The 26,868-nt window shown below is 68.0% G+C and carries 21 protein-coding genes; 14 read left to right on the top strand and 7 right to left on the bottom strand.

Annotated elements, in window-relative coordinates; all coding sequences use genetic code 11:
• The first annotated feature begins 126 nt into the window (after nucleotides 1-126).
• Nucleotides 127-501: a sugar ABC transporter ATPase gene (locus tag CFB45_RS36565; RefSeq protein ID WP_089429934.1), complete on the top strand. Its 375-nt coding sequence runs from the start codon at nucleotides 127-129 to the stop codon at nucleotides 499-501.
• A gap of 44 nt (nucleotides 502-545) precedes the next feature.
• On the opposite strand, the gene CFB45_RS36560 is transcribed toward CFB45_RS36565, so the two are convergent.
• On the bottom strand, nucleotides 546-2,981 hold the full coding sequence (locus tag CFB45_RS36560) for a PEP-utilizing enzyme (RefSeq protein ID WP_089429933.1): 2,436 nt from the start codon (nucleotides 2,979-2,981) through the stop codon (nucleotides 546-548).
• Nucleotides 2,982-3,339: 358 nt separating this feature from the next.
• Here CFB45_RS36560 and CFB45_RS36555 point away from each other — a divergent pair, with 358 nt between their 5' ends.
• Nucleotides 3,340-3,738, top strand: coding sequence for a surface-adhesin E family protein (locus CFB45_RS36555; RefSeq protein WP_089429932.1), 399 nt, complete (start codon nucleotides 3,340-3,342; stop codon nucleotides 3,736-3,738).
• 162 nt (nucleotides 3,739-3,900) lie between these two features.
• On the opposite strand, the gene CFB45_RS36550 is transcribed toward CFB45_RS36555, so the two are convergent.
• The 5 genes from CFB45_RS36550 to CFB45_RS36520 form a co-directional block, all read right to left on the bottom strand.
• A complete protein-coding gene (locus tag CFB45_RS36550) occupies nucleotides 3,901-5,076 on the bottom strand; it encodes an ABC transporter ATP-binding protein (protein WP_089429931.1) in 1,176 nt (391 codons plus the stop codon).
• Nucleotides 5,073-5,726 (bottom strand): ABC transporter permease, encoded by a 654-nt coding sequence (locus tag CFB45_RS36545; RefSeq protein WP_089429930.1) that lies wholly within the window; start codon nucleotides 5,724-5,726, stop codon nucleotides 5,073-5,075. The genes CFB45_RS36550 and CFB45_RS36545 overlap by 4 nt, the downstream gene beginning before the upstream one ends.
• 10 nt (nucleotides 5,727-5,736) lie before the next feature.
• Nucleotides 5,737-6,648 (bottom strand): glycine betaine ABC transporter substrate-binding protein, encoded by a 912-nt coding sequence (locus tag CFB45_RS36540; protein ID WP_089429929.1) that lies wholly within the window; start codon nucleotides 6,646-6,648, stop codon nucleotides 5,737-5,739.
• Nucleotides 6,645-7,361, bottom strand: a complete 717-nt coding sequence (locus CFB45_RS36535; RefSeq protein ID WP_089429928.1) for an ABC transporter permease — start codon at nucleotides 7,359-7,361, stop codon at nucleotides 6,645-6,647. The genes CFB45_RS36540 and CFB45_RS36535 overlap by 4 nt, the downstream gene beginning before the upstream one ends.
• A gap of 613 nt (nucleotides 7,362-7,974) precedes the next feature.
• The gene (locus CFB45_RS36520) at nucleotides 7,975-9,069 is read right to left on the bottom strand and encodes an AraC family transcriptional regulator (RefSeq protein WP_089429927.1); all 1,095 of its coding nucleotides are present in this window, start codon (nucleotides 9,067-9,069) and stop codon (nucleotides 7,975-7,977) included.
• Nucleotides 9,070-9,320: 251 nt separating this feature from the next.
• Between CFB45_RS36520 and CFB45_RS36515 the strand changes: the two genes are divergently transcribed.
• Genes CFB45_RS36515 through CFB45_RS36505 form a run of 3 tightly spaced genes read left to right on the top strand, consistent with a single transcriptional unit; the run spans nucleotide 9,321 to nucleotide 13,622 of the window.
• On the top strand, nucleotides 9,321-10,712 hold the full coding sequence (locus CFB45_RS36515; protein ID WP_089429926.1) for an APC family permease: 1,392 nt from the start codon (nucleotides 9,321-9,323) through the stop codon (nucleotides 10,710-10,712).
• A 57-nt stretch (nucleotides 10,713-10,769) separates the two neighbouring features.
• Nucleotides 10,770-12,167: an aspartate aminotransferase family protein gene (locus CFB45_RS36510; RefSeq protein ID WP_089429925.1), complete on the top strand. Its 1,398-nt coding sequence runs from the start codon at nucleotides 10,770-10,772 to the stop codon at nucleotides 12,165-12,167.
• Nucleotides 12,168-12,197: 30 nt separating this feature from the next.
• On the top strand, nucleotides 12,198-13,622 hold the full coding sequence (locus CFB45_RS36505) for an aldehyde dehydrogenase family protein (RefSeq protein ID WP_089429924.1): 1,425 nt from the start codon (nucleotides 12,198-12,200) through the stop codon (nucleotides 13,620-13,622).
• Between the two features lie 178 nt (nucleotides 13,623-13,800).
• Here CFB45_RS36505 and CFB45_RS36500 read toward each other — a convergent pair whose 3' ends face one another.
• The gene (locus CFB45_RS36500; protein ID WP_089430150.1) at nucleotides 13,801-14,655 is read right to left on the bottom strand and encodes a FadR/GntR family transcriptional regulator; all 855 of its coding nucleotides are present in this window, start codon (nucleotides 14,653-14,655) and stop codon (nucleotides 13,801-13,803) included.
• 228 nt (nucleotides 14,656-14,883) lie between these two features.
• Between CFB45_RS36500 and CFB45_RS36495 the strand changes: the two genes are divergently transcribed.
• From CFB45_RS36495 to CFB45_RS36455, 9 genes are all read left to right on the top strand, one after another.
• Complete coding sequence (locus tag CFB45_RS36495) at nucleotides 14,884-16,092, top strand: ABC transporter substrate-binding protein (protein ID WP_089429923.1); 1,209 nt, start codon at nucleotides 14,884-14,886, stop codon at nucleotides 16,090-16,092.
• 69 nt (nucleotides 16,093-16,161) lie between these two features.
• Nucleotides 16,162-17,022 (top strand): branched-chain amino acid ABC transporter permease, encoded by an 861-nt coding sequence (locus CFB45_RS36490; protein WP_039355129.1) that lies wholly within the window; start codon nucleotides 16,162-16,164, stop codon nucleotides 17,020-17,022.
• The gene (locus CFB45_RS36485) at nucleotides 17,019-18,062 is read left to right on the top strand and encodes a branched-chain amino acid ABC transporter permease (protein WP_089429922.1); all 1,044 of its coding nucleotides are present in this window, start codon (nucleotides 17,019-17,021) and stop codon (nucleotides 18,060-18,062) included. Before CFB45_RS36490 ends, CFB45_RS36485 begins: the two co-directional genes overlap by 4 nt.
• Nucleotides 18,059-18,826 carry an ABC transporter ATP-binding protein gene (locus CFB45_RS36480; protein WP_089429921.1) on the top strand — a complete coding sequence of 256 codons (768 nt, stop codon included), beginning with the start codon at nucleotides 18,059-18,061 and terminating at the stop codon, nucleotides 18,824-18,826. Before CFB45_RS36485 ends, CFB45_RS36480 begins: the two co-directional genes overlap by 4 nt.
• A complete protein-coding gene (locus CFB45_RS36475; protein ID WP_089429920.1) occupies nucleotides 18,823-19,524 on the top strand; it encodes an ABC transporter ATP-binding protein in 702 nt (233 codons plus the stop codon). The genes CFB45_RS36480 and CFB45_RS36475 overlap by 4 nt, the downstream gene beginning before the upstream one ends.
• A gap of 34 nt (nucleotides 19,525-19,558) precedes the next feature.
• Nucleotides 19,559-20,848, top strand: coding sequence for a Zn-dependent hydrolase (locus CFB45_RS36470; protein ID WP_089429919.1), 1,290 nt, complete (start codon nucleotides 19,559-19,561; stop codon nucleotides 20,846-20,848).
• The gene (locus tag CFB45_RS36465) at nucleotides 20,845-22,350 is read left to right on the top strand and encodes a M81 family metallopeptidase (RefSeq protein WP_089429918.1); all 1,506 of its coding nucleotides are present in this window, start codon (nucleotides 20,845-20,847) and stop codon (nucleotides 22,348-22,350) included. Before CFB45_RS36470 ends, CFB45_RS36465 begins: the two co-directional genes overlap by 4 nt.
• A gap of 128 nt (nucleotides 22,351-22,478) precedes the next feature.
• The gene (locus CFB45_RS36460) at nucleotides 22,479-23,666 is read left to right on the top strand and encodes a beta-propeller fold lactonase family protein (RefSeq protein ID WP_089430149.1); all 1,188 of its coding nucleotides are present in this window, start codon (nucleotides 22,479-22,481) and stop codon (nucleotides 23,664-23,666) included.
• A 453-nt stretch (nucleotides 23,667-24,119) separates the two neighbouring features.
• Entirely contained in the window at nucleotides 24,120-26,804 is a 2,685-nt protein-coding gene (locus tag CFB45_RS36455) for a glycoside hydrolase domain-containing protein (protein ID WP_089429917.1), read from the top strand.
• Nucleotides 26,805-26,868: the final 64 nt, after the last annotated feature.

The raw sequence follows: 26,868 nt of genomic DNA, 5'->3' as shown, positions 1-26,868 counted from the left end.
GTGGTACTGACGCGGATGGCGGCGTGCCGCGAAGCGGACGCATACTGGGTGCATCCGGCCTGCCTGCCATGCGCGCACGGGCGTCGGCTGGCCATCGATCCGCGGCGGCGGACAACGGAGCTCACCATGAACCCTCTGAAGCCGATGACGATTGTGTTGCTTGCCGGATGCGGCATCAGCGCCGGCGCGGTCCACGCTGCCGGCAGCATGGATGCGCTGCCGTGCAGCGCGGCGCATGCGGCGGACCCGGGCGGGATCGCCGCGATGCCGGGCACGTCGGTACGCAGCTTCTCGACCGCCGGCTGCTCGGGCGCCGTGTTGCAGGGCGAACGGGCCACCGCGACGGTCAATGGCGACCGGGTCGAGTTGCGGGACGGCACCGTCTATGTGAACGGCCGTTCGTACGGCGCCGTCACGCCCGCGCAGACGGTCGAATACGAAGCCGCGCACGACCGCCGCACGCTGAAGGTCGACGGAGTCGTCCGCACGCCGGTGCGCTGACCCGCAAGCAGTTCAGGCTCAGGCGGACGACAACCGCATCTCGTTCATTCGACCAGCGTCAGCCGGCCGTCGCTGAGCCGCACCTCGCGCCCGATCCACGCCGCATCGACGCGCGGCAGCACGGCCGACGGCTTGCGCAGTTCGCGCAGCAGTGTCGCGCCGTGCGACAGCCGGCCGCCCATGCGCGCGATCACGGCGCGCGCGGCCTGATATTGCGCGTGCCGGCCCGGGTCGAGCGTGTCTTCCAGCAGGATGTCGTGGCCGAGCACGCCTTGCGTGTGGCCCGGATAGATCATGAAGCCGGCCGCCTCGTCGGTGCCTTCGCTGCCGTCCTGCCAGAAACTGCCGTTGCGTTCGCGGCGCTCGGGATGCGGCGCGAACCACGTGTCGCGATCGGCGGCCGGCATCGCATGATGCAGGCGGAAGAACACGCGCATCAGGTTGTCGCGATACCACTCGCGGACCTGCAGATACCAGCCGCGCATGCCGGGCGCGCCGAGCGCGTGGAGCACGCGGACCGGCAGCGGCCAGTCAGGAAACGCCTGCAGCGGCAGGCGGGTAGGCGCGGGTCGCGCGGTGCCCGGATCGGTTTCCCACGGCAGGCGATGCGGGCTGTCGTCGAGCTGGCCGTATGCGGTCGGCGGACGGCCCCACAGTGCGCCGCCGCTGCTGGCCAGCGACGACGCAATGCACAGGTTGCCCTGCACGACGAACACGTAGAAGCGCGTGAACCAGTCGGCCAGTTGCTGGCCGTCGGCGTGCTGCTCGACGAGCGTCGCGAGTTCCTGGTCGAAGCGCTGCAAGCCGCGTTCGAGTGTCGGCAGGTGCCCGCGCGCTACGCGCAGCATGCGCCAGAACACCGGCAGCGAACGCAGCAGCCGCAGCGGGCGCCAGCGCAGCGGCGGCGTCGCGCCGCCGATCTCGCCGGAGTAGTTGCCGGCCGACACGCCCCAGTCGGCGAGGCGGGCGAGGAACAGGTCGTTGTTGATATACGACGCGCCGCCATAGAGCGCGGTGAATGGTTCGTTGTCCTGCAGTACGCGTGCGTCCCAGCGCGCCATGATCGCCGGGATGCTGCCGGCCGCGCGTCGTTGCGCGTACTCGACCAGCCGGCTCGGCTGCGGCGGCAGGATCTCGGCGATGTTCGCGGCGGTCAGGTGGCGATGCCAGCCGTAGCTGCTGATCGGCCGGTATTGCAGCAGCCACAGCTGCCGGCCGTCCCATGCCCACTCGACGTCGCCCGGCACGTAGTGGAACGCGCGCAGCACGCGTTGCAGGAAGGTCCACAGTTGCGTCGCGCCCAGGCCGTGCGCGGTGGGGAACGTACCGCGCTGCCAGGGCTCGCCGAGCCGCGACAGGGTCGCGCGTTGCGGGCTGGCCTGCCCGTCGGCGAGCGTTTCGAGGTGGCCTTCCACCCATTCGACTTCGACCGCCAGATGCCGCACGAACGCGATGCCCGACAGCACGGGCGTGATGAAGCGCTGCACGACCGCTTCCTCGAGGCCGCCATCGAGCAGCTCCGCCACACGCGCGGCCGCCTGCGCTGCCGGTACGCGCAGGAACGTCGTATGCAGGCCGGCGTTGGCCGCATCGGCCTGGTCTTCACCGTGGCTCGACGAGCGGATCGCCCACTCGGCATCGGGCTGGCTCGCGAGAAAGCCGGGCAGGCGCGGATCGTCGGCGCGGGTCAGCGACAGCGCGGGCGGCACGGGCAGGCCGGCCATCGTCGCCAGCGCCAGACGCCCGCCCTTGGTATGCGCGACGAAGCCGGCATCGCCCGCTTCGAGCCAGTGCACGAATGCCGCCGGCGCGTCGATCCACGGATAGTGTCCCCAGCCGGCCTGCAGCGTGACGGTGAGGTCGGCGCGCGCGAGAATCGCCGACCACGCGGCGGCCTGGCGCACGCCGAGCACGTTGTCCTGGTCGCCCCATACGAGTTCGATGCGATCGGCGACCCACTCGAGCAGCGGTAGCGCGGTATCGGCGCGCACGAGATCCCAGTGCGGCAGGAACGCACGGCAGCGCGCATAGCCGGCGCCCATGCGGCGGTACTGTGCGCGTGTCCAGGTCAGGTTCGAGAACTTGCGGGCGAACAGCGTCGGGTAGTGCGCGAGCAGCCAGTGGATGGTCTTGCGCAGCGGCTTCGGCGCCATCAGTTTCGGCAGGCGGCGTTCCCACAGGAACGCGCCGACGGGCGCGAGCAGCACGCTGCGGCTGAAGTGGCCGGGGCGTCGCTGCAACGCGTGCAGCACCAGCAGCGCGTTCACGCCGACCGCCATGATCGCGTGGCCCGGTTCGGTCATGTCGAGCAGCGCTTGCGCATAGGCGGCGAGATCCTCGCAGGGCGGCGTGGGGTTGTCGCCGAACCCCGGCAGTTCCAGCGGCACCGGCTGGTAATGCCGGAAGTGGGGCAGCGCATCGTCCCACCAGTCGGCCGCGCTGCCGTTGCCGGCGAGGAGGTACAGGATCGGTTTGCTCATGGAGGCTTCGTCGGCGGGCGATCGTCGCAAGGGCGCGCGGTCGGGGCGGCGCCGTTTGCGGATGCCACGGGTCGTGTCCGTGTTGTCTTGTTCGCGTTGCGCCGGTGCGAGTGGAATGGAAGGGCGGCCCGCTCGGCTTGATGTTCGATTATTGCGGGCATTCTACGCGAGTCGAATTCATGCAATTCGCGATGCATTCGTCGCGCGGATTGTTCTATATGCGCGCGATAGGTGTGACCGGATGTCGATTGGGCGAAATGATTTGAAGTCGGTGAATGATCCGGTTTGAATCGCGCACGTCACGCAACCGGAGAAAGTAGAATCAGGCCGCCGGAATTCACCGAGCCGGATTCGAGGAATGAAAATGAAAAGACGCTGGATTGCGGGTGCATTCCTTGCGCTCGTCGCAAGCGGGGCATGGGCCGAGAGCTGGATCACGCTTGGCCCCGGCCCGGCCATCGCGCTCTATGTGGATCCCGCTTCCGTCGAGCGTTATCCGCTCAATTCGTGGGTGACGGTCAAGATCGTTTATGCCGAGCCGCGCCGTTACTCGGCGCCGTTTCCGGTGAAGCGCGTCGTTTCCGATTGGTCGTTCGACTGCGAGAACAAGACCTGGGCGATGGGCAAGACCAGCATGGTCGGAGTGCAGCCGGGCGAGGTCTACATATCTCGTGAAAATTCGGATGATTACCGGTATGTCGAGCGCGACTCCATTCAGACGCTGGTCATGGATTACGTCTGCGGCAAACACGGATGATCGAAATGGCGTCCGCTCGCCGGTTCCGGTTCGACGGTTTTCAGTTGAAGGCGGGTCAGGCGGCGTTTGATCGCCGGGCCTGGCCGCGCGTTTTTTTCCATCGCGCACGGTATCGATTCGCTTGCCCGTGCCGGTGCGACGCCGCACCGGCACGGAGACGAATCAGTGCGTGGCGCTTGCCGCGACCGCATCGGCCGGGCTGCCGGGCGGCTGGCCCGTCTGCCGGCGCGAGCGGCCCGAGCTGAGGTACGCGGCAATCGAGTCCTGCGTGATCTCGCCGAGCCACGCGCCGTCGGGGTCGAGCACCGGCATCCACGACGCGCTGTACTGGTACATCTTCGACAGCACGATGCGCAGGTTGTCGTCCGCCGCGACGCCGGCCGGGAAGGGCGTCACGCGCTCGCCGCACACGCCGCCGCCGGTGCGCGCCGCGCGGCGCGTCACGTAGCCGAGCGCGCGGCCCGCGTCGTCGAGCACGGTCAGGTAGCGGCAGTCGGTTTCGTCCATCACGGCGAGCGCGTGCGCGAGCGGCGTATCGACCCGGGCCGTTTCGGGCTGCGTGGCGGCGTCGCCGGCCTTCACGAGCAGCAGGCGCTTGAGCGTGCTGTCCTGGCCCACGAACTGCGCGACGAATTCGTCGCGCGGGCGGGCGAGCAGTGTGTCGGGGTGATCGTATTGCACGAGCTGGCCGCGCCGGAACACGGCGATGCGATCGCCCAGCTTGATCGCTTCGTCGATATCGTGGCTCACCATGATCACGGTCTTGTTCAGTTGCCGCTGCATCTGGAAAAACTCGTTCTGGATCGATTCGCGATTGATCGGATCGACCGCGCCGAACGGCTCGTCCATCAACAGCACGGGCGGATCGGCGGCCAGCGCGCGAATCACGCCGATCCGCTGCTGCTGCCCGCCCGACAGCTCGCGCGGATAGCGTTTCAGGTACAGCTTCGGATCGAGCGCGACCATCGCCATCAGGTCGCGCGCGCGTTCGGCGCAGCGCTTCTTGTCCCAGCCCAGCAGGCGCGGCACGACGGTGATGTTTTCCTCGATCGTCATGTTCGGGAACAACCCGATCTGCTGGATCACGTAGCCGATGTGGCGCCGCAGGTCGACCTCGTTCAGCTGCGCCGTATCCTCGCCGTTGATCAGCACACGGCCGGACGTGGGGGCGATCAGCCGGTTGATCATCTTCAGCGTGGTGGTCTTGCCGCAACCCGACGGGCCGAGGAACACGCAGATTTCCCCCTCGGCCACCGAGAGGCTCACGGCGTCGACGGCGCGCACGGCCTGGCCGTCCTTGCGCGTGAAGGTCTTGGTCAGTTTGTCGAGTTCGATCATGTCTTCTGCACTCCCTTCGGTGTCAATGCTCGCTGCAGCCTCTGCAGGAGCCGGTCGGCGACGATCGCGAGCAGGCTCACGAGCACCGCGCCCACCAGCAGTTTCATCATGCTGCTCTGGCCGATGGCGCGCAGGATCAGCGTGCCGAGCCCGCCCGCGCCGACCACGGCGGCGATCGTCATCACGCCGATGTTCATCACGACCGCGGTGCGCACGCCCGCGAGAATCACCGGCACCGCAAGCGGCAGGTCGACGAGCCGCAGGCGCTGCCACGACGTCATGCCGATGCCGGTGCCGGCTTCCTTGATGCCCGCATCGACGTTGTGCAGCGCGAGGTACGTGTTGCGCATGATCGGCAGCAGCGAGTACAGGAACACGGCCGTGATCGCGGGGGCGGCGCCGATCCCCTGGCCGAAGCGCGAGAAGAGCGGGATCATCAGGCCGAACAGCGCGATGGACGGCAGCGTGAGCACGATGGTCGCGACGCCGAGCAGCGGCCCGGCAAGCCAGTCGTGGCGATTGATGAGGATGCCGAGCGGCACGCCGGCCACGATCGCGCAGCCTACGGCGATGCCGACCAGCCAGATGTGCTGCAACGTGAGTTGCAGCAGTTCGGGCCAGCTCGACGCGAGATAGTCGAATACGCTCATGGGTTCTCCTTCAGGGCAGCTTGTGCGTGCGCAGGAACGCGTCGGCGACGTCGCGCGGCGACTTGCCGTCGAGGTCGACCTCCTTGGCCATCGCCTGCATCACGTCGTTGTCGAGCGCGGCCGACAGCGCGTTGAGCTGCGTCGCAAGTTTCGGATTGCGATCGAGCGTGCCCTTGCGCACCACGGGCGTCGCGTTGTACGGCGGGAAGAAGTGCTTGTCGTCCTCGAGCGGCACGATGCCGAAGCCCTTCACGCGCCCGTCGGTCGTGTAGACGAGGCCGATCTTCAGCTGGTTGTTGTGCAGCGCTGTATAGACGAGCCCGGGGTCCATCTGCTTGAGCTGCGCGCGGCTGAACTGCATGCCGTAGGCGGCGAGCAGCGGCTTCAGCCCGTCGGGGCGATTCGCGAATTCGGCGTCCATCCCGAACACGTAGTGCTTCGCGGCCGGATCGGTCTTCAGGTGCTCGGCGAGCTGCGAGACGGTCCGGATGCCGGTGGCCTGCGCGAGCGGGCTGGGCAGGCCGATCGCGTAGGTGTCGTTGAGCGGCGACGCGTCGAGCCAGACGAGCCCGCGCGGCACGTCGAGCGCCTTGACGCGCCGGTACATTTCGTCGGGCGACAGCTTGTCGTTGATCTTGTTGTAGACGAGCGCAGCGGTGCCCGTGTAATCCCATATGAGATCGAACTGGCCGTTCTCCAGCGCGCTGCGCACGAGCGTGCTGCCGAGGCCCGAACGGACTTCCACGTCGTAGCCGCGCGCGCGCAGGTATTGCGCGGTGAGTTCCGCCAGCACGTATTGCTCGGTGAAGTTCTTCGCGCCCAGCACGAGCTTCGCCGCGCAGGCCGGTGCACTCGCCGCCACGCACAACGCGGCGACGGCGCACAGGCGCGCGAGCGATCGAATGGTGCGGTGGAGCGTCATGCGGCACCTCCGTGGCGGGCGAGCCAATGGCGGCTGCCGGCCGCGACGAGGCCGTCCAGCACGAGCGCGAGGATCGCGGTGAGCGACGCGCCGAGCAGCAGCAGCGGCTGATTGTCGAGATAGATGCCGGGGAAAATCAGCGAGCCGAGACTGTCCGCACCGATCAGGTACGCGAGCGGGGCCGTGCCGACGTTGATCGCGAGCGCGGTGCGCACGCCGCCGACGATGATCGGCAGCGCATTGGGCAACTCCACGCGCACGAGCGATTGCCAGCCCGTCATGCCGATGCCCTTGGCGGCTTCGCGCAGCGCGGCCGGCACGTTCTTCATGCCTTCGTAGGCATTGCGCGTGATGGGCAGCAGCGATGCGAGGAACAGCGCGACGATCGCGGGCACGCTGCCGATGCCGAAGATGCCGAGCGCGATGGCGAGCACGGCGAGCGACGGGATCGTGTTGCCGATGTTGAAGACCTGCATGAAGCGCTCGGCCTGATGCTGGAAGCGCGGCCGGCTCAGCAGCACGCCGGCCGGCACGCCCACGGCGATCGCGAGCGCCATCGAATAGACGACCAGTAGCATGTGCTGGCCCGCGTAGTACGCGAGATCGTCCGCGCGCTGGCTGAATGTGTCGGCGCCGATGCCGCGGGCGAGCGCCCAGGCGATGGCGACGATGGCGATCAGGCTGCCCACCAGCTGGACAGTGCGTCGAGTCATGAAGATACACCCCCTCAATCTCGGTGCGGCACACGCACGAGCGCGCGCCGCGTGGACGCCGGATGGCGCCGCGATGGAAGTTCGTGATCCCGGCATGGCCGCGATTTGAACTGACGGAAACAGTCATGCCGGCCGCAACGAGGTGCGACTGGCGGTCGAGTGAACGCAATGCTGCGTTCGTCTGATTGTCATGTTCAGCCCGGCGGCGCCGTCATGGCGAGGCGCGTTCGAGCAGGGCACCGCCCCGTGAGGACGGCATGGATGCGGCGGGCGTGACACCTGCCGCTGGAGCCGGAGGCCCCCTTGACGTGGCGAAACGGATGCATGCGCAACGAATTGCGAAATGACATCACGTTGCACACGAGATCATGCATTTTGTGATGAAGTTGGGCTGAGTATAGAGTAATCGAATGATCGCGTCTACCTTGGGGAGCGATCGGGATTGCGTGCCGACGATCGTGCGGTGGCGATGAAACGGGGAAGGATCAGGTGTTTGAAAAATGATTCGAATTCCGAATCGATTGACGAGGCCGTCGACTTGAAGCGGGTTTCGCGAGCGCCCCAGCGTCGTGCCCGACCGTCACGCACCACCATGTCTCCACGCGCGCCCGGCCTATTCGCTGCCGTCCTGATCGGCGCGCGGTGCCCTGCCGGTCCAGCGTCGATACGCGTGACGGAAACTGCGCGGCTCGCTGTAGCCGAGACGTTCGGCGATGGCCGCGACCGTCAGCTCGGGATCGTCGAGCATCCGCACTGCTTCGTCGCGGCGCACGTCGTCGAGGAGCGACTGAAACGTGAGACCGTCCTTGTCGAGCCGCCGGCGCAGCGTGCGCTCCGTCAGGTGCAGTGCATCCGCGAGCGACGTCATCGACTTGAAGCGCGCGAGGTCGCGCGCCATCAACTCCCTCGCGCGATCGGCGAAGCGCGTGCCGACCGACGCGGCCCACTGCCGTTCGAGCGCCTCGCACTGGCCATGCAACGCGTTGAAGCTGACTTCGTTCGCGAGCAGCGGCGTCTCGGTGCCGTTCACCGACGTGAACACGAGACGGTTGTCGCCCGCATTGAACACGACCTTGCAGCCGAAGTGGCGCGTGTAGTCGGCCGCATTGCGCGGCGTGCGGCGCGCGAGCTGAACCTGCTCGGGCCAGACCGGCTTGCCGACGAGATCGGACACGATCAGCCGCAGGCTGGACAGGCACATGTCGACCTGGAACACCTCGAGATCGGGTTCGCCGTTGTAGCGGCTGATCGTCACGCTCATGCCATCCGCGTGCGCATCGATACGTACATCGAAATACAACCCCATGAACAGCGGAAACTGGGCCATGCACCGGAACGCCTGCATCACCGATCCGCTGATCAGCATCGCGTAGCCGGCGAGGCCGAGCGTCGACACGTGCAGCCGCGCGCCGATCGACAGACCGATCGACGGCACGCCGCTGCACTGCAGCAGGTTGTGGAAGCAGCGCTGCTCCTGGCCGCGATTCACGTGCAGGTTCGGCGACGCGACTTCGTCCGCGCCGAGCCCCGTGCCTTCGAGCAGCGCGGCGCCGTCGATATGCCGCACGCGGCACTCGTCCAGCGCGACCGCGATCGCGTGGACGGTGGCAGGAATGTCCTCCTGGCGCCCGGCCGGGCGTGCGAGGCCGAGCGACGAGCGCAGGCTGCGCTCGGCCCGGCTCTGGTCTGGATGGGGGCGACTGTTCATGGTGCTGAAGGGGCGACGGGGTCGCGTAGAACATAGCCGGAATGTCCGCAAAACGCCAGTGCCGCACAGCAGCATGCATGGCTCGCCGGCGCGACGCACGGCGGTGTGTCCGGAAATATCCCCTGATTACGTCCGCTTTTCTCATTCGTGGCGGATTTTTTGGCGCACCACACTTTCTCCCAGTCGTGCGCCGCCGGCCGTGCCGGGCGAACGAGTGTTGAAGCCGTGAACGCCACCCACGTGAGGACAGCATGGACAACGACAGCCCAGGTCGATACGCATCAGCCGCCGCGATGCATGACGTCGGCGCGCACGCGATGCGAGGCGACGCGGACCAACACCGCAAGCCGCACCTGCTCGGGCTCGCGACGCTGGTGATCTTCGGCCTCGCGTACATGCTGCCGATGACGGTGTTCACGACTTACGGGATCGTCACGAGCGAGACGAACGGGCACCTGACCGCCGCGTATGCGGTCACGCTGGTGGCGATGCTGTTCACCGCGCGCAGCTACGGCCACATGGCACGGCTGATGCCGAGCGCCGGTTCCGCCTATACGTTCGCGAGCCGCAACTTCGGCACGTCGGCCGGCTTCATGGTCGGCTGGGCGTTGCTGATGGACTACCTGTTCATCCCGATGATCAGCTACCTCGCGATCGGCATTTACATGAAACAGATTTTCCCGGGCGTGCCGGCCGGCGTGTGGATCGTCGGCAGCATCGTGCTGATCACCGGGCTGAACATCGTCGGCATCCGGCTCGTCAATCGCGTGAACCTGATCCTGATCGCGAGCCAGCTCGTGTTCATCGCGATCTTCTTCATCGCTTCCGCGCGGGTCGCGTCGGGCGAAGGGCTGTCGATGGCCGTCGCGCTGCCGTCGTCGGGCGATGCGCGGGCGATCTTCGCCGGCTCAGCGATCCTGTGCCTGTCGTTCCTCGGCTTCGACGCGGTCACCACGCTGTCGGAGGAAACGCGCGAGCCGAAGCGCACGGTGCCGCGCGCGATCCTGCTCTGCACGCTGGTGAGCGGCGTGCTGTTCATGCTGGTCGCGTACGTCGGGCAAGTGGTGTTTCCCGACTGGCACGCATTCAAGGATCTCGATTCGGCCAGCCTCGACCTGATGCGGCGCATCGGCGGCGGCACGCTGTCGGCGTTCTTCGTCGCGGTGTACGTGGCCGGCTGTTTCGCGAGCGCGATGGCGGGCCAGGCGAGCGTGACGCGCGTGCTGTTCGCGATGGGCCGCGACCGCGTGCTGCCCGAACGCGTCTTCGGCCACCTGCATGCGCGGTTGCACACGCCGGTGCGCGCGACGCTCGCGGTCGGCATCGTGTCGCTGTCCGCGCTGTTCATCACGCTCGATCTCGCGTCGACGATGATCAGCTTCGGTGCGCTCGTCGCGTTCGCGGTGGTGAACCTGTGCGTGATGCGCAGCTATCTGTGCCGGCCCGAGCATCGCCGCTTCGCGGGCTGGATCACGTTCGGCGTGATGCCGGCGATCGGCTTCGCGATGAACGTGTGGCTCTGGTCGGGCCTGTCGCGCCAGACGTTCTACGTCGGCACCGGCTGGCTCGTGCTCGGACTCTGCCAGCTCGTGTGGCTCACGCGCGGCTTCACGCGCCCGGCGCCGACGCTGTCGATGAATTGAATGACCGGTGGCCGACTGCCGGCCGCCGGCTCTGAAACCCTGAAGGAGGAATCATCCATGAACGCTGTTGACGTCAATCTCGATGCGGACCTGCAGGCCATCGGCAAACGCCACCTGCTGATGCATTTCACGCACGCCGATGCGTATCGCGACCACGCGCTCACCGTGTTCGACCGCGGCGAGGGCTGCTGGCTCGTCGACCGCAACGGCAAGCGCTACTTCGACGGGCTGGCCGGGCTGTACTGCGTGCAGGTCGGCTACAGCCACGGCGCGGAAATCGGCGACGCGATCCGCGAGCAGATGGTGCGGCTGCCCTTCGCGACCAACTGGGGTGTCGGCCACGAGCCGGCGATCAAGCTCGCGCACAAGCTCGCGGCGCTCGCGCCCGACGGGCTGAACCGCGTGTTCTTCACGTCGAGCGGCTCGGAGTCGAACGAATCGGCGATCAAGCTGGTGCGCCAGTATCACCAGGCGCGCGGCGAGCCGCAGCGGCGCAAGTTCATCGCGCGGCGCGTCGCGTATCACGGCACGTCGTTCGGCGCGCTCGCGCTGAACGGGATGACGAACTTCCGCAAGCATTTCGAGCCGCTGATGTCGGGCGTGCGGCACGTGGGCAACACGAAGCGCTACGGCCGCCCGGCGGGCGAGACGGAAGCGCAGTTCACGCGCCACCTGCTCGACGAGATCGAATCGCTGATCGTGCAGGAAGGGCCGGATACCGTCGCCGCGATCGTCGTCGAGCCGCTGCAGAACGCGGGCGGCAGCCTGACGCCGCCGGCCGGCTATGCGGCCGGGTTGCGCGACATCTGCGACCGGCACGGCGTGCTGCTCGTCGCCGACGAAGTGATCTGCGGGTTCGGCCGGCTCGGCGAATATTTCGGCTCCGCGCGCTACGGGCTGAAGCCGGACATCATCACGTTCGCGAAAGGCATCGCGTCGGGCTACGTGCCGCTCGGCGGCGTGATCGCGAGCGACGCGGTGGTCGACACGGTGCTCGACGGCCCGCAGCAGATGTTCCTGCACGGCGCGACCTACGGCGGCCACCCGGTCGCGTGCACGGCCGCGCTCGCGAACCTCGCGATCATGGAGCGCGAAGGCGTGCTCGAGAACGTCCGCAGCAACGAAGCGGTGTTCCGCCAGACGCTCGACGGCCTGCTCGAACTGCCGTGCGTCGGCGACGTGCGCGGCGACGGCTATCACTATTCGCTCGAACTCGTGACCGACAAGGCCGCGCGCTGCTGGGCGGCCGGCATCAGCGCGCAGGCGTTCGTGTCGACGCTGCTCGCGCCCGCGATCTTCGACGCAGGGCTGCTGTGCCGCGCGGGCGTCGATCACGAAGGCACGCCGATCGTGCAGTTCTCGCCGCCGCTCGTGATGTCGCGCGACGAGATCGTGTGGTTCGTCGCGAAGATCCGCGACATCCTCGTCGACACCTATGCACGGGCGACGCGCTGAGCGCGGCGTCCTTCATTTCAGGAGCATTCGATGAGAACGACACAACAGTCCTACATCGACGGCCAGTGGCTCGATCCGGCTGACGCACGATCGATCGACGTGATCGATCCGAGCACGGCGCGGCCGTATGCGCAGCTCAGGATCGGCGATGCGGCCGACGTCGATCGCGCGGTCGGCGCGGCGAAGCAGGCTTTCGACACGTATTCGCGCTGGCCGGTGGACGAGCGCGTCGCGCTGCTGCGGCGCGTGCTCGACATTTACCAGCGCCGCTACGAGGAGGTTGCGCGGACGATCAGCCAGGAGATGGGTGCGCCGATCGCATTCGCGCGCGCGATGCAGGCGGCCGTCGGCACCGCGCACCTCGAACAGACGATCCGTGCGTTGCAGTCGTTTCGCTTCAGCACGCAGACCGATTCGCTGCTGGTGTCGCACGAGCCGATCGGCGTGTGCGCGCTGATCACGCCGTGGAACTGGCCGATCAACCAGATCGTGTGCAAGGTCGCGCCGGCGCTCGCGGCCGGCTGCACGATGGTGCTCAAGCCGAGCGAGATCGCGCCGTTCAGCGCGATCCTGTTCGCGGAGATCCTGCACGAAGCCGGCGTGCCGCCCGGCGTGTTCAACCTCGTGCACGGCTACGGGCACGAAGTGGGCGACGCGCTGTCGCGGCATCCGGATGTCGACATGGTGTCGTTCACGGGCTCGACGCGCGCCGGTGTCGAGGTCGCGAAGGCCGCCGCCGATACCGTGAAGCGCGTGCACCAGGAACTCGGCAGCAAGAGCCCGAACCTGATCCTGCCCGATGCCGACATTGAGGATGCGGTCACGCGGGGCGTGCGCAGCTGCTTCAGCAACAGCGGCCAGTCGTGCAATGCGCCGACGCGCATGCTCGTGCACGCCGATCATCTGGCGCTGGCCGAGCAGGCCGCGCGGCGGGAGGCGGAGCGCACGGTCGTCGGCGATCCGCGTTCGACGGAAACCGGTATCGGGCCGGTGGTCAGCCGCACGCAGTTCGACCGCATCCAGCACTTCATCCGGCTCGGGATCGAAGAAGGCGCGACGCTCGTCGCCGGCGGGCCGGGGCGGCCTGACGGGCTCGGTGAAGGGTTCTATGTGCGGCCGACGGTATTCTCGAACGTCACGCCCGACATGACGATCGCGACCGAGGAAATCTTCGGGCCGGTACTGTCGATCATGGCCTACCGGACCGAAGAAGAAGCCGTCGCGCTCGCGAACGATTCGGTCTACGGGCTCGCGGCCTACGTGCAGTCGAAGGATATCGAGCGTGCGCGCAGGGTGGCGGCGCGGTTGCGGGTCGGCAACGTCCACATCAACTACCCGGCATGGAATCCGGCCGCGCCGTTCGGCGGCTACAAGCGCTCGGGCAACGGCCGCGAGTATGCGGAGTTCGGCCTCGTCGAGTATCTGGAGACGAAGGGCACGACGGGGTACGCGTGAGCGTCCGCACGATGCGGCGCCCGCCCGGGTGAATCGCGGCGCGCGTGCGCGATTGCCTGCGCCGCTCGCGGCGGCCGGCCGCCACGGCCACGCACGGCGTCGGCAGTGACCGCGTGGCTGATACTTCCCGTGCGCTGCGGAGCACGCGGCGTCGCGCCGACGCCGCGCTCGCCGGCAGTCAGTCCTCGTCGGGATCCGTTGCGCCCGCATCGGATCCCGCAACGGGCGCGGCGGCCCGCCGGCGGATCTCGGAATCGAGGATCAACCGCCCGCGCAGCTTGCCCTTCATCCGCTTCACATGCTTGGGCGCCTCGGTCATGTGCTCGACCATCAGCGCCCGGACGCGCTCGGCGTCGCGCTCGCGCGCGGCCTGCAGGATCGCCTTGTGGATCGACACGTTCGCTTCGCCGAAGCGCTTGTGCTCCACGAGCGGCGTATCGTTCCGGAACTCGATCAGCTGACGGATCATCTCGTTGATCAGCTCGCAGCTGAAGCGCAGGAACGGGTTCGGGTTCGCGGCCGCGAGGATGTCGTGGAACGTCGTGTCCTCCTGGCGCTGGCGCAGCATGTGCCCGCGGTCGTGCACGCCCGACGCGCCGTCGCAGCACGCGATGTTCGCCTCCAGCGCCGCGAAGTCGCGCTCGCCCAGATGCGGCACGGCACCGGCCGCCAGCTCGGGTTCGAGCAGCTTGCGCACGGTGTAGATGTCGTCGATCGTCACGTCTTTGAAGAACAGGTAGTTCTGCAGCAGCTGCAACGTGCGGTCGAGCGGCACCTCGACGACCATCCCGCCGCCGGACGGCCCCGTGGTGACCTTGATCAGCCCTTGCACCTCGAGCGACTTCAGCGCCTCGCGGATCGTGCTCTTGCTCACCGCATAGAGCTGCTGCAGCTCGGCTTCGCGCGGCAGGCGATCGCCCGGCTTCAGGTCCTTCTCGGTGATCAGCCGCTTGATCTCCTCGGCGACGAGGTCGGCCCGCTTCGGCTGCTTGATTTCGACCGCGAGGCCCGCCCTGGCTCGGTCCATGACCATCTTCACGACTCCTTTGTCTGACTGCGCGCCGCGTCATCGTCGACGATCCGTTCCGGCGCGGGTACGGAATTTTGCCTGATTGACACCAATTTTGATCAACTCTAGCATCAGGTTCATTCTATTTATCATGATAAATAGGATCAACCGGCGGCGCGCATCCTGCAGGGCGTGGGCACGGTTTGGCAGTCGGTCGCATCGCGTGTGTCCCCCTTTATCAGGAGCGTCAACTTGAATCGCCGAGAACTGTTGAAACTGGCCGCGCTGTCGGCCGCGCCGGGTGCGCTCGGCAGCATGTCGTCCCGCGCCGCGTTCGCGCAGGGTTCGTCCATCCAGCTCGCATGCCCGGTGCCGATGTCGGGGCCGTTCGCGGCCAACGGCAAGTACGCCGATCTCGGCATGCAGCTCATCGTCCAGCAATACGGCAAGGTGCTTGGCGCGCCGCTCGCCTACACGGCGCTCGACACCGAGGGCAAGCCCGCGACCGCCGTGCGGCGCGTGCAGGAGATCGCGCAGCAGAAGGGCGTGCGTTTCTTCGCGGGCGGCATCCTGTCGTCCGAGTCGCTGGCGATGGGCAAGGAAGTCCAGAAGGCGGGCGGCGTGTTCATCACGACGGCCGGCGCGGACGAGATCACCGGCAAGGATTGCAATGCCGCGACGTTCCGCTGGTCGGTGCCGACCTTCGGCGCGATCGAGCAGACGGTGCGCCCGTTGACCCAGATGCTGCCGAAGGCGAAGCGCTGGTACACGATCACGCCGCAATACGTGTTCGGCGAGGGCCTGCTGTCGGCCGCGAAGGCGATCTTCAAGGAAAAGGGCATCGAGCATGTCGGCAACAGCTACCACTCGCTCGCCGAGAAGGAGTTCAGCGGCTACCTGACGAATGCGGCGGCTGCGCAGCCGGACGTGCTGCTGATCCTGAACTTCGGCTCGCAGTCGTCGGACACGCTGCGCCAGGCCGTCAGCTTCGGGATGAAGCGCAACTGCACGATCCTGCTCGCGTGGGCATCGGGCCTCGAGCAGTTCGAGGCGCTCGGGCCCGACATCTGCGACGGCGTGTATTTCGGCGCGCAGTACTGGCACGGCATCGATTCGCCGCTGAACCGCGACCTCGTGAAGCGCGCGAACGCCACGTTCAAGGCGAACCCGAACTACAGCCTCGCGGGTTCCTACATCTGCTCGAAGATCCTGGTCGACGCGATGGTGAAGGCCGGCAGCGCCGATCCGAAGAAGGTGGTCGCGGCGATGGAGGGCATGAAGTACGACGGCCTCACGGGCCCGGAGGAAATCCGCAAGGGCGATCACCAGGTGCTGAAGAACTACTACCTGCTGAAGGGCAAGCCGAAGAGCCGGATGAAGAACGCGGACGACTACGCCGACATCGTCAGTTCGGGCCAGTCGTTCCTGCCGGTCGACAAGACGAGCTGCAAGCTCGCGTGACGCAGTGCATGCGTCCGCGGCCGTCGCGCGCCGCGGACGTCCGTTACCTTCCTTTCTGACACGGAAGCCATGAACGTCTATCTGCTGCAGATCGTCAACGGCATCGGCGTGGGCATGCTGTATTTCCTGCTCGCCGTCGGCCTGTCGATCGTGTTCGGCCTGCTGCGCTTCGTGAACTTCGCTCACGGTGCGTTCTACCTGCTCGGTGCGTATCTCTGCTACCAGGCGCTGCAATGGTCGGCGAATTTCTGGGTCGCGCTCGCGGTCGTGCCGCTCGTCGTCGGCGCGTTCGCGTGGAGCGTCGAAAAGCTCGTGCTGCGTCATGTGTACGCGCAGCAGCACGAATTCCACATCCTCGCGACGGTCGGGCTCGCGCTCGTGCTGCAGGAGTGCGCGATCCTCGCGTGGGGCCCGCTCGGCGACAACGTGCCGCCACCCGACGCGCTGAACGGCGTCGTGATCTGGGGCGGCTTCGTCTACCCGAAATACCGGCTGTTCGTGATCGCGTTCACGGCCGTGCTCGCCGCGCTGCTGTGGTGGGTGCTCGAAGGCACGCGGCTTGGCAGCACGGTGCGCGCGGGCAGCGAATCGTCGGAGATGGTGTCGCTGCTCGGCATCAACGTGACGCGCGTGTTCAGCCTCGTGTTCGCGCTCGGCGCGGCGACGGCCGCGCTCGCGGGCGTGCTCGCCGCACCGATCCGCGGCGTCGACCCGTTCATGGGCATCGAGGCGCTCGGTGTCGCGTTCGTCGTGGTCGTCGTCGGCGGGATGGGGAATTTTCTCGGGGCGCTGGTCGGCGGGCTGCTGGTCGGCATCGTGCAGAGCCTGATGAGCACGCTGTGGCCGGAAGGGGCGAGGCTGATGATCTATGTCGCGATGGCGGCCGTGCTGCTGTTGCGTCCGAACGGGTTGCTGGGGAGGGCCGCATGATCGAATCGTCGAAACCGCTGCCGCCCGGGACGGCGGCCTCGTCACGCCCGCGGCCGTGGCGCGGCGCATGGCAGCGGCCGGAAGGCTGGCTCGCGGTGGCCGTCGTGTGCGCGCTGCCGGTTGCGCTGAGCTCGGGCTCGCTCGCGACCGAGGTGCTGGTGTTCGCGCTCGCCGCGCTCGGCTGCAACCTGCTGCTCGGCTACACGGGGCTGCTGTCGTTCGGGCAGGGCATCTTCTTCGGGCTCGGCAGCTACGCGGCGGGGCTGGTGCTGACGCACGGCGTCGCATCGGTGACTGCCGCGCTGGTGGCCGCCACCGTGCTCGGTGCCGTCGCGGCCGCGCTCGTCGGCTGGTTCTCGATCCGGCAGCGCGGCACTTATTTCGTGATGCTGACGCTCGCGTTCGGGCAGCTGTTCTACTTTCTCGCCTATACGACGCCGGACCTCACGGGTGGCGACAACGGGCTGCTCGACATCCCGCGCCCCGCGCTGTCCCTGTTCGGGCATCCGCTCGTCTCGCTCGATTCACCGTGGCGCTACTACGGCTTCGTCGCGGTGCTGTTCGTCGCGGTGTTCTGGCTGTTGTTGCGCGTGTCTCGCTCCGTGTTCGGCCGTACGCTGCTCGCGATCCGCGACAACGAGGCGCGCGCGGCGGCGGCCGGCTACGACGTGAAGCGCTTCAAGCTCGCGGCGTTCGTGCTGTCGGGTGCGGTCACGGGTTTCGCCGGTGCGCTGCACGCGTTGATGACGGGCATCGCGCCGCTGTCGAACATCGACTATCACACGAGCGAGATGATCCTCGTGATGACGGTGATCGGCGGCACGGGCAACCTGTTCGCGTCGGTGCTCGGCGCGGCGTTCTATGTGCTGTTCGCGGACTGGCTGTCGACGCTGTGGCCGCGCTGGCTGCTGCTGCTCGGCCTCGTGCTGATCGCGGTCAGCCTGTTCATGCAGCGCGGGTTGTGGGGATTGGGTGAACGCGTCGCGGCGTCGCTGCGGCGCGGCGCACGGACGGCGACGACGACCGGGGAGCAGCAATGAGCGAAGCGATTCTCGAGGCGCGCGGCATCGTCAAGCGCTACGGCAAGTTCACGGCGCTGGGCGGCGTCGACCTGCGGATCATGCCGCGCACCGTGCATTCGGTGATCGGGCCGAACGGCGCCGGCAAGACGACACTGTTCCATACGTTGACGGGCACGCTGCCGATCACGTCGGGCTCGATCCTGTTCGACGGTCACGACGTGTCGCGCGAACCCGATCACAAGCGCGTGCGGCGCGGCATCGCGCGCTCGTTCCAGGTGACGAGCCTGTTTCCGAACCTGAGCGTGCGCGAGAACCTGCGCGTCGCCGCGCAGGGCGTCGAAGCGCGGCGCGCGCTGAATCCGTGGGCGGCGCCGCGCGGTGCGCTCGCGCACGACGGCATCGTCGACGACGTGCTCGAGCGGCTCGGCCTGCAGCGTTTCGCCGATACGGCGGCGGGCGTGCTGTCGCACGGCCAGCAGCGCCGGCTCGAGGTCGGGATGGCGCTGGCGGCGCGACCGCGCGCGATCTTTCTCGACGAGCCGACGTCGGGCATGGGGATCGACGATCTCGACGACATGAAGGCACTGATCCGCGGCCTGCGAGACGACTACACGGTCGTGCTGATCGAACACAACATGGGCATCGTGATGGACATCTCGGACACGATTACGGTGATGCAGCAGGGCCGCGTGCTGGTCGAAGGCAAGCCGGACGCGATTCGCGGCGATGAGCGCGTGCGCAGCGCGTATCTCGGCAACATGATCACGGGAGGCCGCGCATGATGCTCGACGTGAAGGACGTTCACGCCTGCTACGGCAAGAGCCACATCCTGCAGGGCATTTCGCTGAACGTGGACGAAGGCGAGACGGTGACGCTGCTCGGCCGCAACGGCGCGGGCAAGTCGACGACGCTCAAGACGATCGCGGGCGTCGTCGCGCCGACCGGCGGCACGGTGACGTTCGCGGGCCGGCCGGTGTCCGGGCAGCCGGCGCACCGGATCGCCGCGCGCGGCCTGTGCTTCGTGCCGGAGCATCGCGGGATTTTCCGCCTGCTGTCGGTCGAGGAGAACCTGCGGCTCGGTGCGCGCCGCGATTCACCGTGGCAGCTCGACGACATCTACCGGATCTTCCCGCGCCTGAAGGAGCGCCGCCGCAACGGCGGCGCGCAGTTGTCGGGCGGCGAGCAGCAGATGCTCGCGATCGGCCGCGCGCTGATGAACCACCCGCGGCTGCTGATGCTCGACGAGCCGGTGGAAGGGCTCGCGCCGGTGATCGTCGAGGAGATCGTGGAGCAGCTGAAGCGGATCAAGGCGGCCGGCGTGGCGATCCTGCTCGTCGAACAGAACCTCGAAGTGTGCACGCAGCTCGCCGACCGCCACTTCGTGATCGAACAGGGCGTGATCGTCTACGAAGGCAGCAACGCGGCGTTCGCGGCCGATCACGAGGTGAAGGACCGTTACCTGGGCGTCGGTGTCGCGTAAGCGCCGCGTCCTTTCATTGCGAGGAATTCCATCGATGCAAGTTCAGGATTCGACACCGGGCGTCGCGGCGTCCGGCTTGCGCGTCGACGGCGCGCGGCTGTGGGACAGCCTGATGCGTCTCGCGCGGATCGGCGCGACCGACAAAGGGGGCGTGTGCCGCCTCGCGCTCACCGAACTCGATCGCGAGGCGCGCGACCTGTTCGCCGCGTGGGCGAAGGAAATCGGCTGCACGGTGCGCGTCGACGCGATCGGCAACATCTTCGCGCGGCGCGCGGGCGAACGCGACGACCTGCCGCCCGTGACGACGGGCAGCCATATCGACACGCAGCCGACCGGCGGCAAGTTCGACGGCAACTACGGCGTGCTCGCGGGCCTCGAAGTGCTGCGCACGCTTGACGATGCGGGCGTGCGCACGCGGGCGCCGCTCGAGGTCGCGGTGTGGACCAACGAGGAAGGGTCGCGCTTCGTGCCCGTGATGATGGGTTCCGGCGTGTTCGCGGGCGCGTTCACGCTCGACCATGCGCTCGCTCAATGCGACCGCGACGGCGTGTCGGTGCGCGACGCGCTGGCCGCGATCGGCTATGCGGGCGATGCGAACGACGGGCGCGGCGCGCATCCGGTCGGCGCGTATTTCGAAGCGCATATCGAGCAGGGCCCGGTGCTGGAGGCGCACGACACGACGATCGGCGTGGTCGAGGGTGCGCTCGGGCAGCGCTGGTATGACGTGACCGTGCACGGCATGGAGGCGCACGCGGGCCCGACGCCGATGGCGCTGCGGCGTGACGCGCTGCTCGTCGCGTCCGATCTGGTGCGCAAGGTGAACGACATCGCGTGCGCGCATCCGCCGCATGGGCGCGGCACGGTCGGCTGGGTCGACGTGCATCCGAACTCACGCAACGTGATTCCGGGCCGCGTGACGCTGACCGTCGACCTGCGCGCAGCCGACGATGCGACGCTTGCGACGATGGATGCCGAGCTGCGTGCGGCGTGCGCCGACCTGGGCGCAGCGGCCGGCATGCCAATCGACGTCGAGCAGGTCGTGTACTTCCCGCCGCAGCCGTTCGACGCGACGCTGGTCGAGCAGGTGCGTGCGGGCGCGCGTGCGCTCGGGCTGTCGTCGATGAACGTGATCAGCGGGGCGGGCCACGACGCCGTGTATCTCGCGCGCGTGGCGCCGACCGCGATGATCTTCGTGCCGTGCAAAGACGGGATCAGCCACAACGAGATCGAGGAGGCCGATCCCGCGCATCTGGAGGCCGGCTGCAACGTGTTGCTGCACGCGATGCTCGGCGCTGCCGGGATCGCGGAGGGCCGCGCACGATGAAAATCCTGATCGCACGGATGAACCACGAGACCAACACGTTCTCGCCGGTGCCGACGCCGCTTGCCGCGTTCGGCCGCAACGGCCCGGACTGGGGCGACGACGCCTATCGCGCGAATCGCGGGATGCGCACCGCGATGGCCGCGTTCCTCGACGCGGCCGAACGTGAAGGCGCCGACATCGTGACGCCCGTATCGGCGGCCGCGAACCCGAGCGGGCCGGTCGCGGCCGACGCGTATGCGGCGATCTGCGACGCGATCGTCGCGGCCGCGCCCGGCTGCGACGCGGTGATGCTCGACCTGCACGGCGCGATGGTCGCCGAGCAGAGCGCGGACGGCGAGGGCGACCTGCTCGCGCGTGTGCGCGCGGCGCTGCCCAACGCGCCGATCGCGGTCGCGCTCGACCTGCATGCGAACGTCACGCAGAAGATGATCGATCACGCGGACGTGATCGTCAGCTTCAAGACTTACCCGCACGTCGATATGTACGAGACGGGCGAGCATGCGGCGCGCGTGCTGCTCGACCGGTTGCACGGCCGCGCGCGGCCCGTGCTCGCGTGGCGGCAGCCGCCGCTGATGGCATCGACGCTGCTCAGTGCGAGCGCGGAAGGCGCAATGCGGCGCGCGGTGGAGGCCGCGCGCGCCGCCGAGGCCGACGGGATGCTCGCGGTTTCGGTGCTGCCCGGCTTCTCGCTCGCGGACATTCCCGCGCCGTGCATCAGCGTGGTGGTGGTGGCCGATGGCGACCGGGCCGCCGCCGACGCGGTGGCCGAGCGCATCGCGCGGCAGATCTGGGACGCGCGCGACGATTTCGTCTATCGCAGCGCGCCGCTCGCTGAATCGGTTGCGCAGGCCGCGACGCTCGCGCACGGCGCGGATCGCCCGGTGCTGATGCTCGATCACGGCGACAACTGCATGTCGGGCGGCCCGTGCGACACGATGGACCTGCTCGAGGCCGCGCTCGCGCACGGGCTCGACGGTATCGTCAGCGGGCCGTTGTGCGACCCGCAGGCCGTCGCAGCGCTGATCGACGCGGGTGTCGGCGCGACCGTCACGGTATCGGTGGGCAACCGCCTGCCGTCGCACGGCGGCGTGCGGCGCGAGCCGTTCCGCGCGACCGGCATCGTGCGTGCGCTCACCGACGGCGAATACGTGATCACGGGGCCCACTTACACGGGCCAGCGTGCGTACATGGGCCGCACGGCCGTGCTCGACATCGGCGCGGCCACGCTGGTCATCACCGAGCGGACCCAGGAGCCGTGGGATCTCGGCGTGTTCGAGAGCGTCGGCGTCGATCCACGCCGCGCGCGCTTCCTGCTGCTGAAGTCGCGGATGTATTGCCGGCCGGTGTTCGTGCCGATCGCAGCCGCGCTGGTCGAATGCGACAGCCGCGGCGTGACGGGGTCGGACTACGGGCTGTTCCAATACGAGCGGCTGGCGCGGCCCGTGTATCCGCTCGACGTGGTGGGCGAATGGTCGTCGTCCGGCGCGCGCGGGACGGCGTGACGGAAACCGACCGGGCGCAAAACGCCGGATTTGCCGGCTTTCGGGCATCATGCGATGGCACCGACCCGTCGAGCAGCAGGGTCGATGCCATCCATTGTGTCCGCAACCGATCCGGAGAATCGACCGACATGCATTCGAATCCTTTTCGCCCGCGCAGTGCGCGCCTGCTCGCCGCACTGACCCTCGCCACGACGGCCGTTGCCGCCCACGCCGCCGACTGGATCGTGTCCGGCAACGACGGCAAGTACCAGCGCGTCGAGGGCCGCGACACCTATCTGGCTTCGCCGCCCGCCGACACGCTGACGCTGCTCGACGCCAGCACGTTCCCGCCGAAGGTCGCGCTGCAGGTCGACGTCGAGAACGGCATCCAGGGGCCGCCGCAGGCCGTCGCGATCACGCCGGACGCGAAGCTCGCGCTCGTCGGCGCGCCGACGCGCTACGACACGGCCGCGAAGCAGCTCGTGTTCGACACGTTCCTGCAGGTCGTGAATCTCGACGCCGCGCCGCCGTCGATCACGCGCATCGAGCTCGGCACGCATCCGCAAGGCATCGCGATCGACCGCTCGGGCAAGCTCGCGCTCGTCGCGAACGTCGACGGCAGCGTGTCGATCCTGCGTATCGACGGCACGAACGTGACGCTCGACGGCAACCTGAAGATCGGCAAGAAGCGGCTGGCGGGGATCAGCTTCACCCATGACGGCAAGCATGCGCTCGTGTCGCTGCGCGACGAGCAGGGCATCGCGGTGCTGAACGTCGACGACGGCAAGGTGACCGACAGCGGGTCGCGCCTGAGCACCGGCGTCGCGCCTTACACGATCGACGTGTCGAGCGACAACCGCTGGGCCGTCGTCAGCAACGTCGGGCTCGCGGGGCTGCCGGGCTATACGGGCACGCTGGCGGGCGACGCCGATACCGTCGCGCTGATCGACGTGTCGCGCACGCCGTTCCGCACGGTCCAGTACCTGACGGTGCCGTCGTTGCCGGAAGGCGTCGCGATCTCGCCGAACGGCAAGTGGATCGCCGTGCAGGCGATGGACGGCTCGAACCTGACGGCCGACAACCCGGGCCGCCACAAGATCGGCAAGGTGCTGCTGTTCGAGATCCGCAACGGGCAGGCCGTGAAGGTGAGCGAGTTGCCCGGCGGCGAAGCCGCGCAAGGCATCGTGTTCACCGCCGACAGCCGGCACGTGATCGTGCAGTTCAACGTCGAACGGCAACTGGCGCTCTATTCGGTCGAAGGCGGCAAGCTGCACGATACGGGCAAGCGGATTGCACTGACGGGCGGGCCTTCTTCGCTGAGGACGTTGCCGCGCTGACGCGCACGGCATTCATTCATTCGTTCCGTTCCGCCGGTTCATGTGGCGCCCGGGTTCGCCGGGCGCCCGTCAAAGCACCCCCCTGTGCGCCGCCGTTGCAACGCAACAATGGCGGAAATTTGTACCCAAAGCCACTTAACGCCGGATTGTTTAGTTAAACAAACTGAAAATTCGGGAAACTTCTTGTAGTGAATAAACAGTCGTTGCGGCACTGTAAGCCCCTGGGAAGCCTGTGACGCTCCAGGAGGCAGGGCGGTGGTGGAGACGGTTGCGGAGGCAACGATCGTCGCCGGGTGTTCGCATCTGAAAGTCAGCGTGACGTCGTTTTGGGGGGGCAGCCGACGCCACGCCGCGCGGCATCGATGTGCCGCGCAGGGCCCGCAAGCCGGGCGGCGTGCCGGATGATCGTCGGCGCCGGATCAATCGTTTTAATTAACGGTACTAAACGAAGAAATGAAAAATCCACGACTCTTGCTCGTCGCCGCACTGGCTTGCGCGGCATTGGCCGCGTGTGGCGGCGACGACGTGAACAGTGTCCAGACGGCCAGCAGCGGCGCAGGCGACACGCCGTCGACCGTCCCGCCGACGGCGGGGCCGTCGCAACCTTCCCAGCCGGATCAGCCGGCCCCGCCGAAGCGCACCGACATGGCGTTGACGCAGTTCGTCAATCCGTTGATCGGCACGCAGGTCAATGCGGATTCCGGCTACGCGGGCAACGTGAGCCCGGGCGCGATGGTGCCGTTCGGGATGGTGAATTTCGGGCCGAACACGCCGCGCTACGACTTCAACGGCTCGGGCGGCTACCTGTCGACAGGCGGGTCGGGCGGCACGATCGACTTCTTCAGCGTGACGCACCTGAGCGGTGTCGGGTGCCCGGGGCAGGGCACGGTCGCGATGCTGCCGACCGACGCGGCGACGCCCGTGGCCTCGGGCGGCCGGCCGATCGGCGTCGGGTACCGCTACGCGGATGAGACGGCCGAGCCCGGGTACTACAAGGTGCGTCTCGCGAACGGCATCGTGACGGAGCTGAGCGCGACCGCGCGCGCCGGCATCGCGCGCTTCACGTACACGAACAAGGACAAGGGCTTCTTCTCGATCGACGCGAGGCTGAACGGCAACAGCGATTCGGGCAGCACGAAGGTCACCGCGAACAACGTCGCGCTGGCGCTCGCGAGCGACGGCAAGTCGATAAGCGGGCAGGCCGTGGCGCCGGCGTTCTGCACGCCGTACGGCACCGTATGGAATGCGCCCGTATATTTCTACGCGAGCTTCGACAAGCCGCTGCGCAAGCAGGCGGGCACCTCGGCGGTGAATACCGCCAGCAACGGCGCGGCGACGCTGCAGTTCGACCTGACCGACGCGGACCGGACCGTCACCGTGAAAGTCGGGGTGTCGTCCGTCAGCGTCCGGAATGCGCAGGCGAACCTGAAGGCCGAGGGCGAGACGCTCGCGTTCGACGACGCACGCAAGAACGCGTCCGGCCTGTGGAACGACCGGCTCAACACGATCCAGATCGACCAGGCCGCGACGCCCGCATCGCTGAATGCGACGCAGAAGGCGAACCTGACGAAGTTCTACACCGCGCTCTATCGCGTGTTCGGCACGCCGACGCTCTACAGCGACACGAACGGCGAATTCCGCAGCATGCGCCAGCCCAGGAACGCGGATGGCAGCTATCCGAAGTCGGTCGACCAGACCGGCACCATTCCGCCGCGCGAGACGGCCAAGGTCAGTGATTACGCATTCCGGCGCGCCGACGGATCGCAGGGCGGCGCGGGCAACCACTACACGGGTTTCTCGCTGTGGGACACGTACCGGTCGCAGGCGCAGCTGCTGGCGCTGCTCGCACCGAAGGAATCGAGCGACATGATGCAGTCGCTCGTCGTCGACGGGTTGCAGTGCGGCGCGTTCCCGCACTGGGTCGACGGCAGCGACGACTCGACGCCGATGGCGGGCGACAACGCGCTGAACGTGATTGCCGGCGCGTACAAGTTCGGTGCGAACGATTTCGACCTGGTGTCGGCCGCCCGCCTGACGAAGCAGTCGGTGTTCGATCCGTCCAGCGCCTGCAACGATCGCACGAGCGCAGAGGGCCTGGCCAATTTCCTGACGGCCCACTATCTGTCGCAGAGCGATGACGGTCACTCGTCGTCGGCGACCATCGAGCGCGTGCTGAGCGACCGCTCCGCGGCCGCGTTCCTGCAGGCGCTGCCCGCCAGCGTGCTGAACGCGCCGTCGGTCGGCGTGACGCCGGACACCATCGGCACGCTGTACACGCGGGCCGGGTGGTGGCGCAACATCTTCGACTACACGAACAAGGTGATCGCCGCGCGCAACGCGCCGCCGGCCGGCTCGGCGCCCGGCACGCTGGGCACGCTGGTGCAGGGCGCGTTCCACGAATCGACGGAGCCGAACTACTTCTGGACCTTCGCGCAGGACTGGAGCGCGCTGATCGATGCGATCGGCGGCAAGCAGGCAGCCGTCACGCGGCTGAACAACCTGTTCGCGATCACGACGCCGTTCTCGAGCGTGCCGTCCTCCGGCAGCCTGAACGGCGGCGAATCGTCGAACACCCTGTACATCGGCAACGAACCGTCGTTCCAGTCGCCGTGGGGGTACAACTGGGCCGGGCAGCCGAGCGGCGCACAGTACGTTCTCCCGATCATCATGTCGAAGGCGTTCACGACGGCCCGCGACGGGCTGCCGGGCAACGACGACATGGGCGCGACGTCGAGCTGGTACGTGTGGGCCGCGCTCGGCATGTTCCCGGTCATTCCGTCGGAGGCGGGGCTCGCGCTGTCCACGCCGCAGTTCAGCGGGATCACCGTCTGGTTCGGCAACGGCAAGACGTTGCGGCTCGAAAGCGACAAGCAGGTCACGATGGACAGCGCGGGGCGCCCGTCGTTTGCGTATGTCCAGTCGCTGAAGGTCAATGGCGCGGACTACGCGGGGTCGTGGCTGCCGCTGGGCAAGATCGCCAATGGCGGCACGATGAGCTACGCGCTGTCCGCGACGCCGACGCAATGGGCGGCTGCCGACAACCTGACGCCGCCGTCCGGGCCGAACGCGGACTACACGCAGATGACGGCCGGCGGGTCGGCAGCGGCGATGCGCATGCGCGAGGCCGGCGCGCGATAAACCCAAGCGGGCACGACGCGCAGGGGCCACCCTGCGCGCCCGTCGAGACGACGCCATCCGGGAG

Source organism: Burkholderia sp. HI2500 (assembly GCF_002223055.1).
Lineage (GTDB): Bacteria > Pseudomonadota > Gammaproteobacteria > Burkholderiales > Burkholderiaceae > Burkholderia.
Note: the sequence above shows the minus strand (reverse complement) of the source record. Positions and strands in the feature narration are given on the sequence as shown.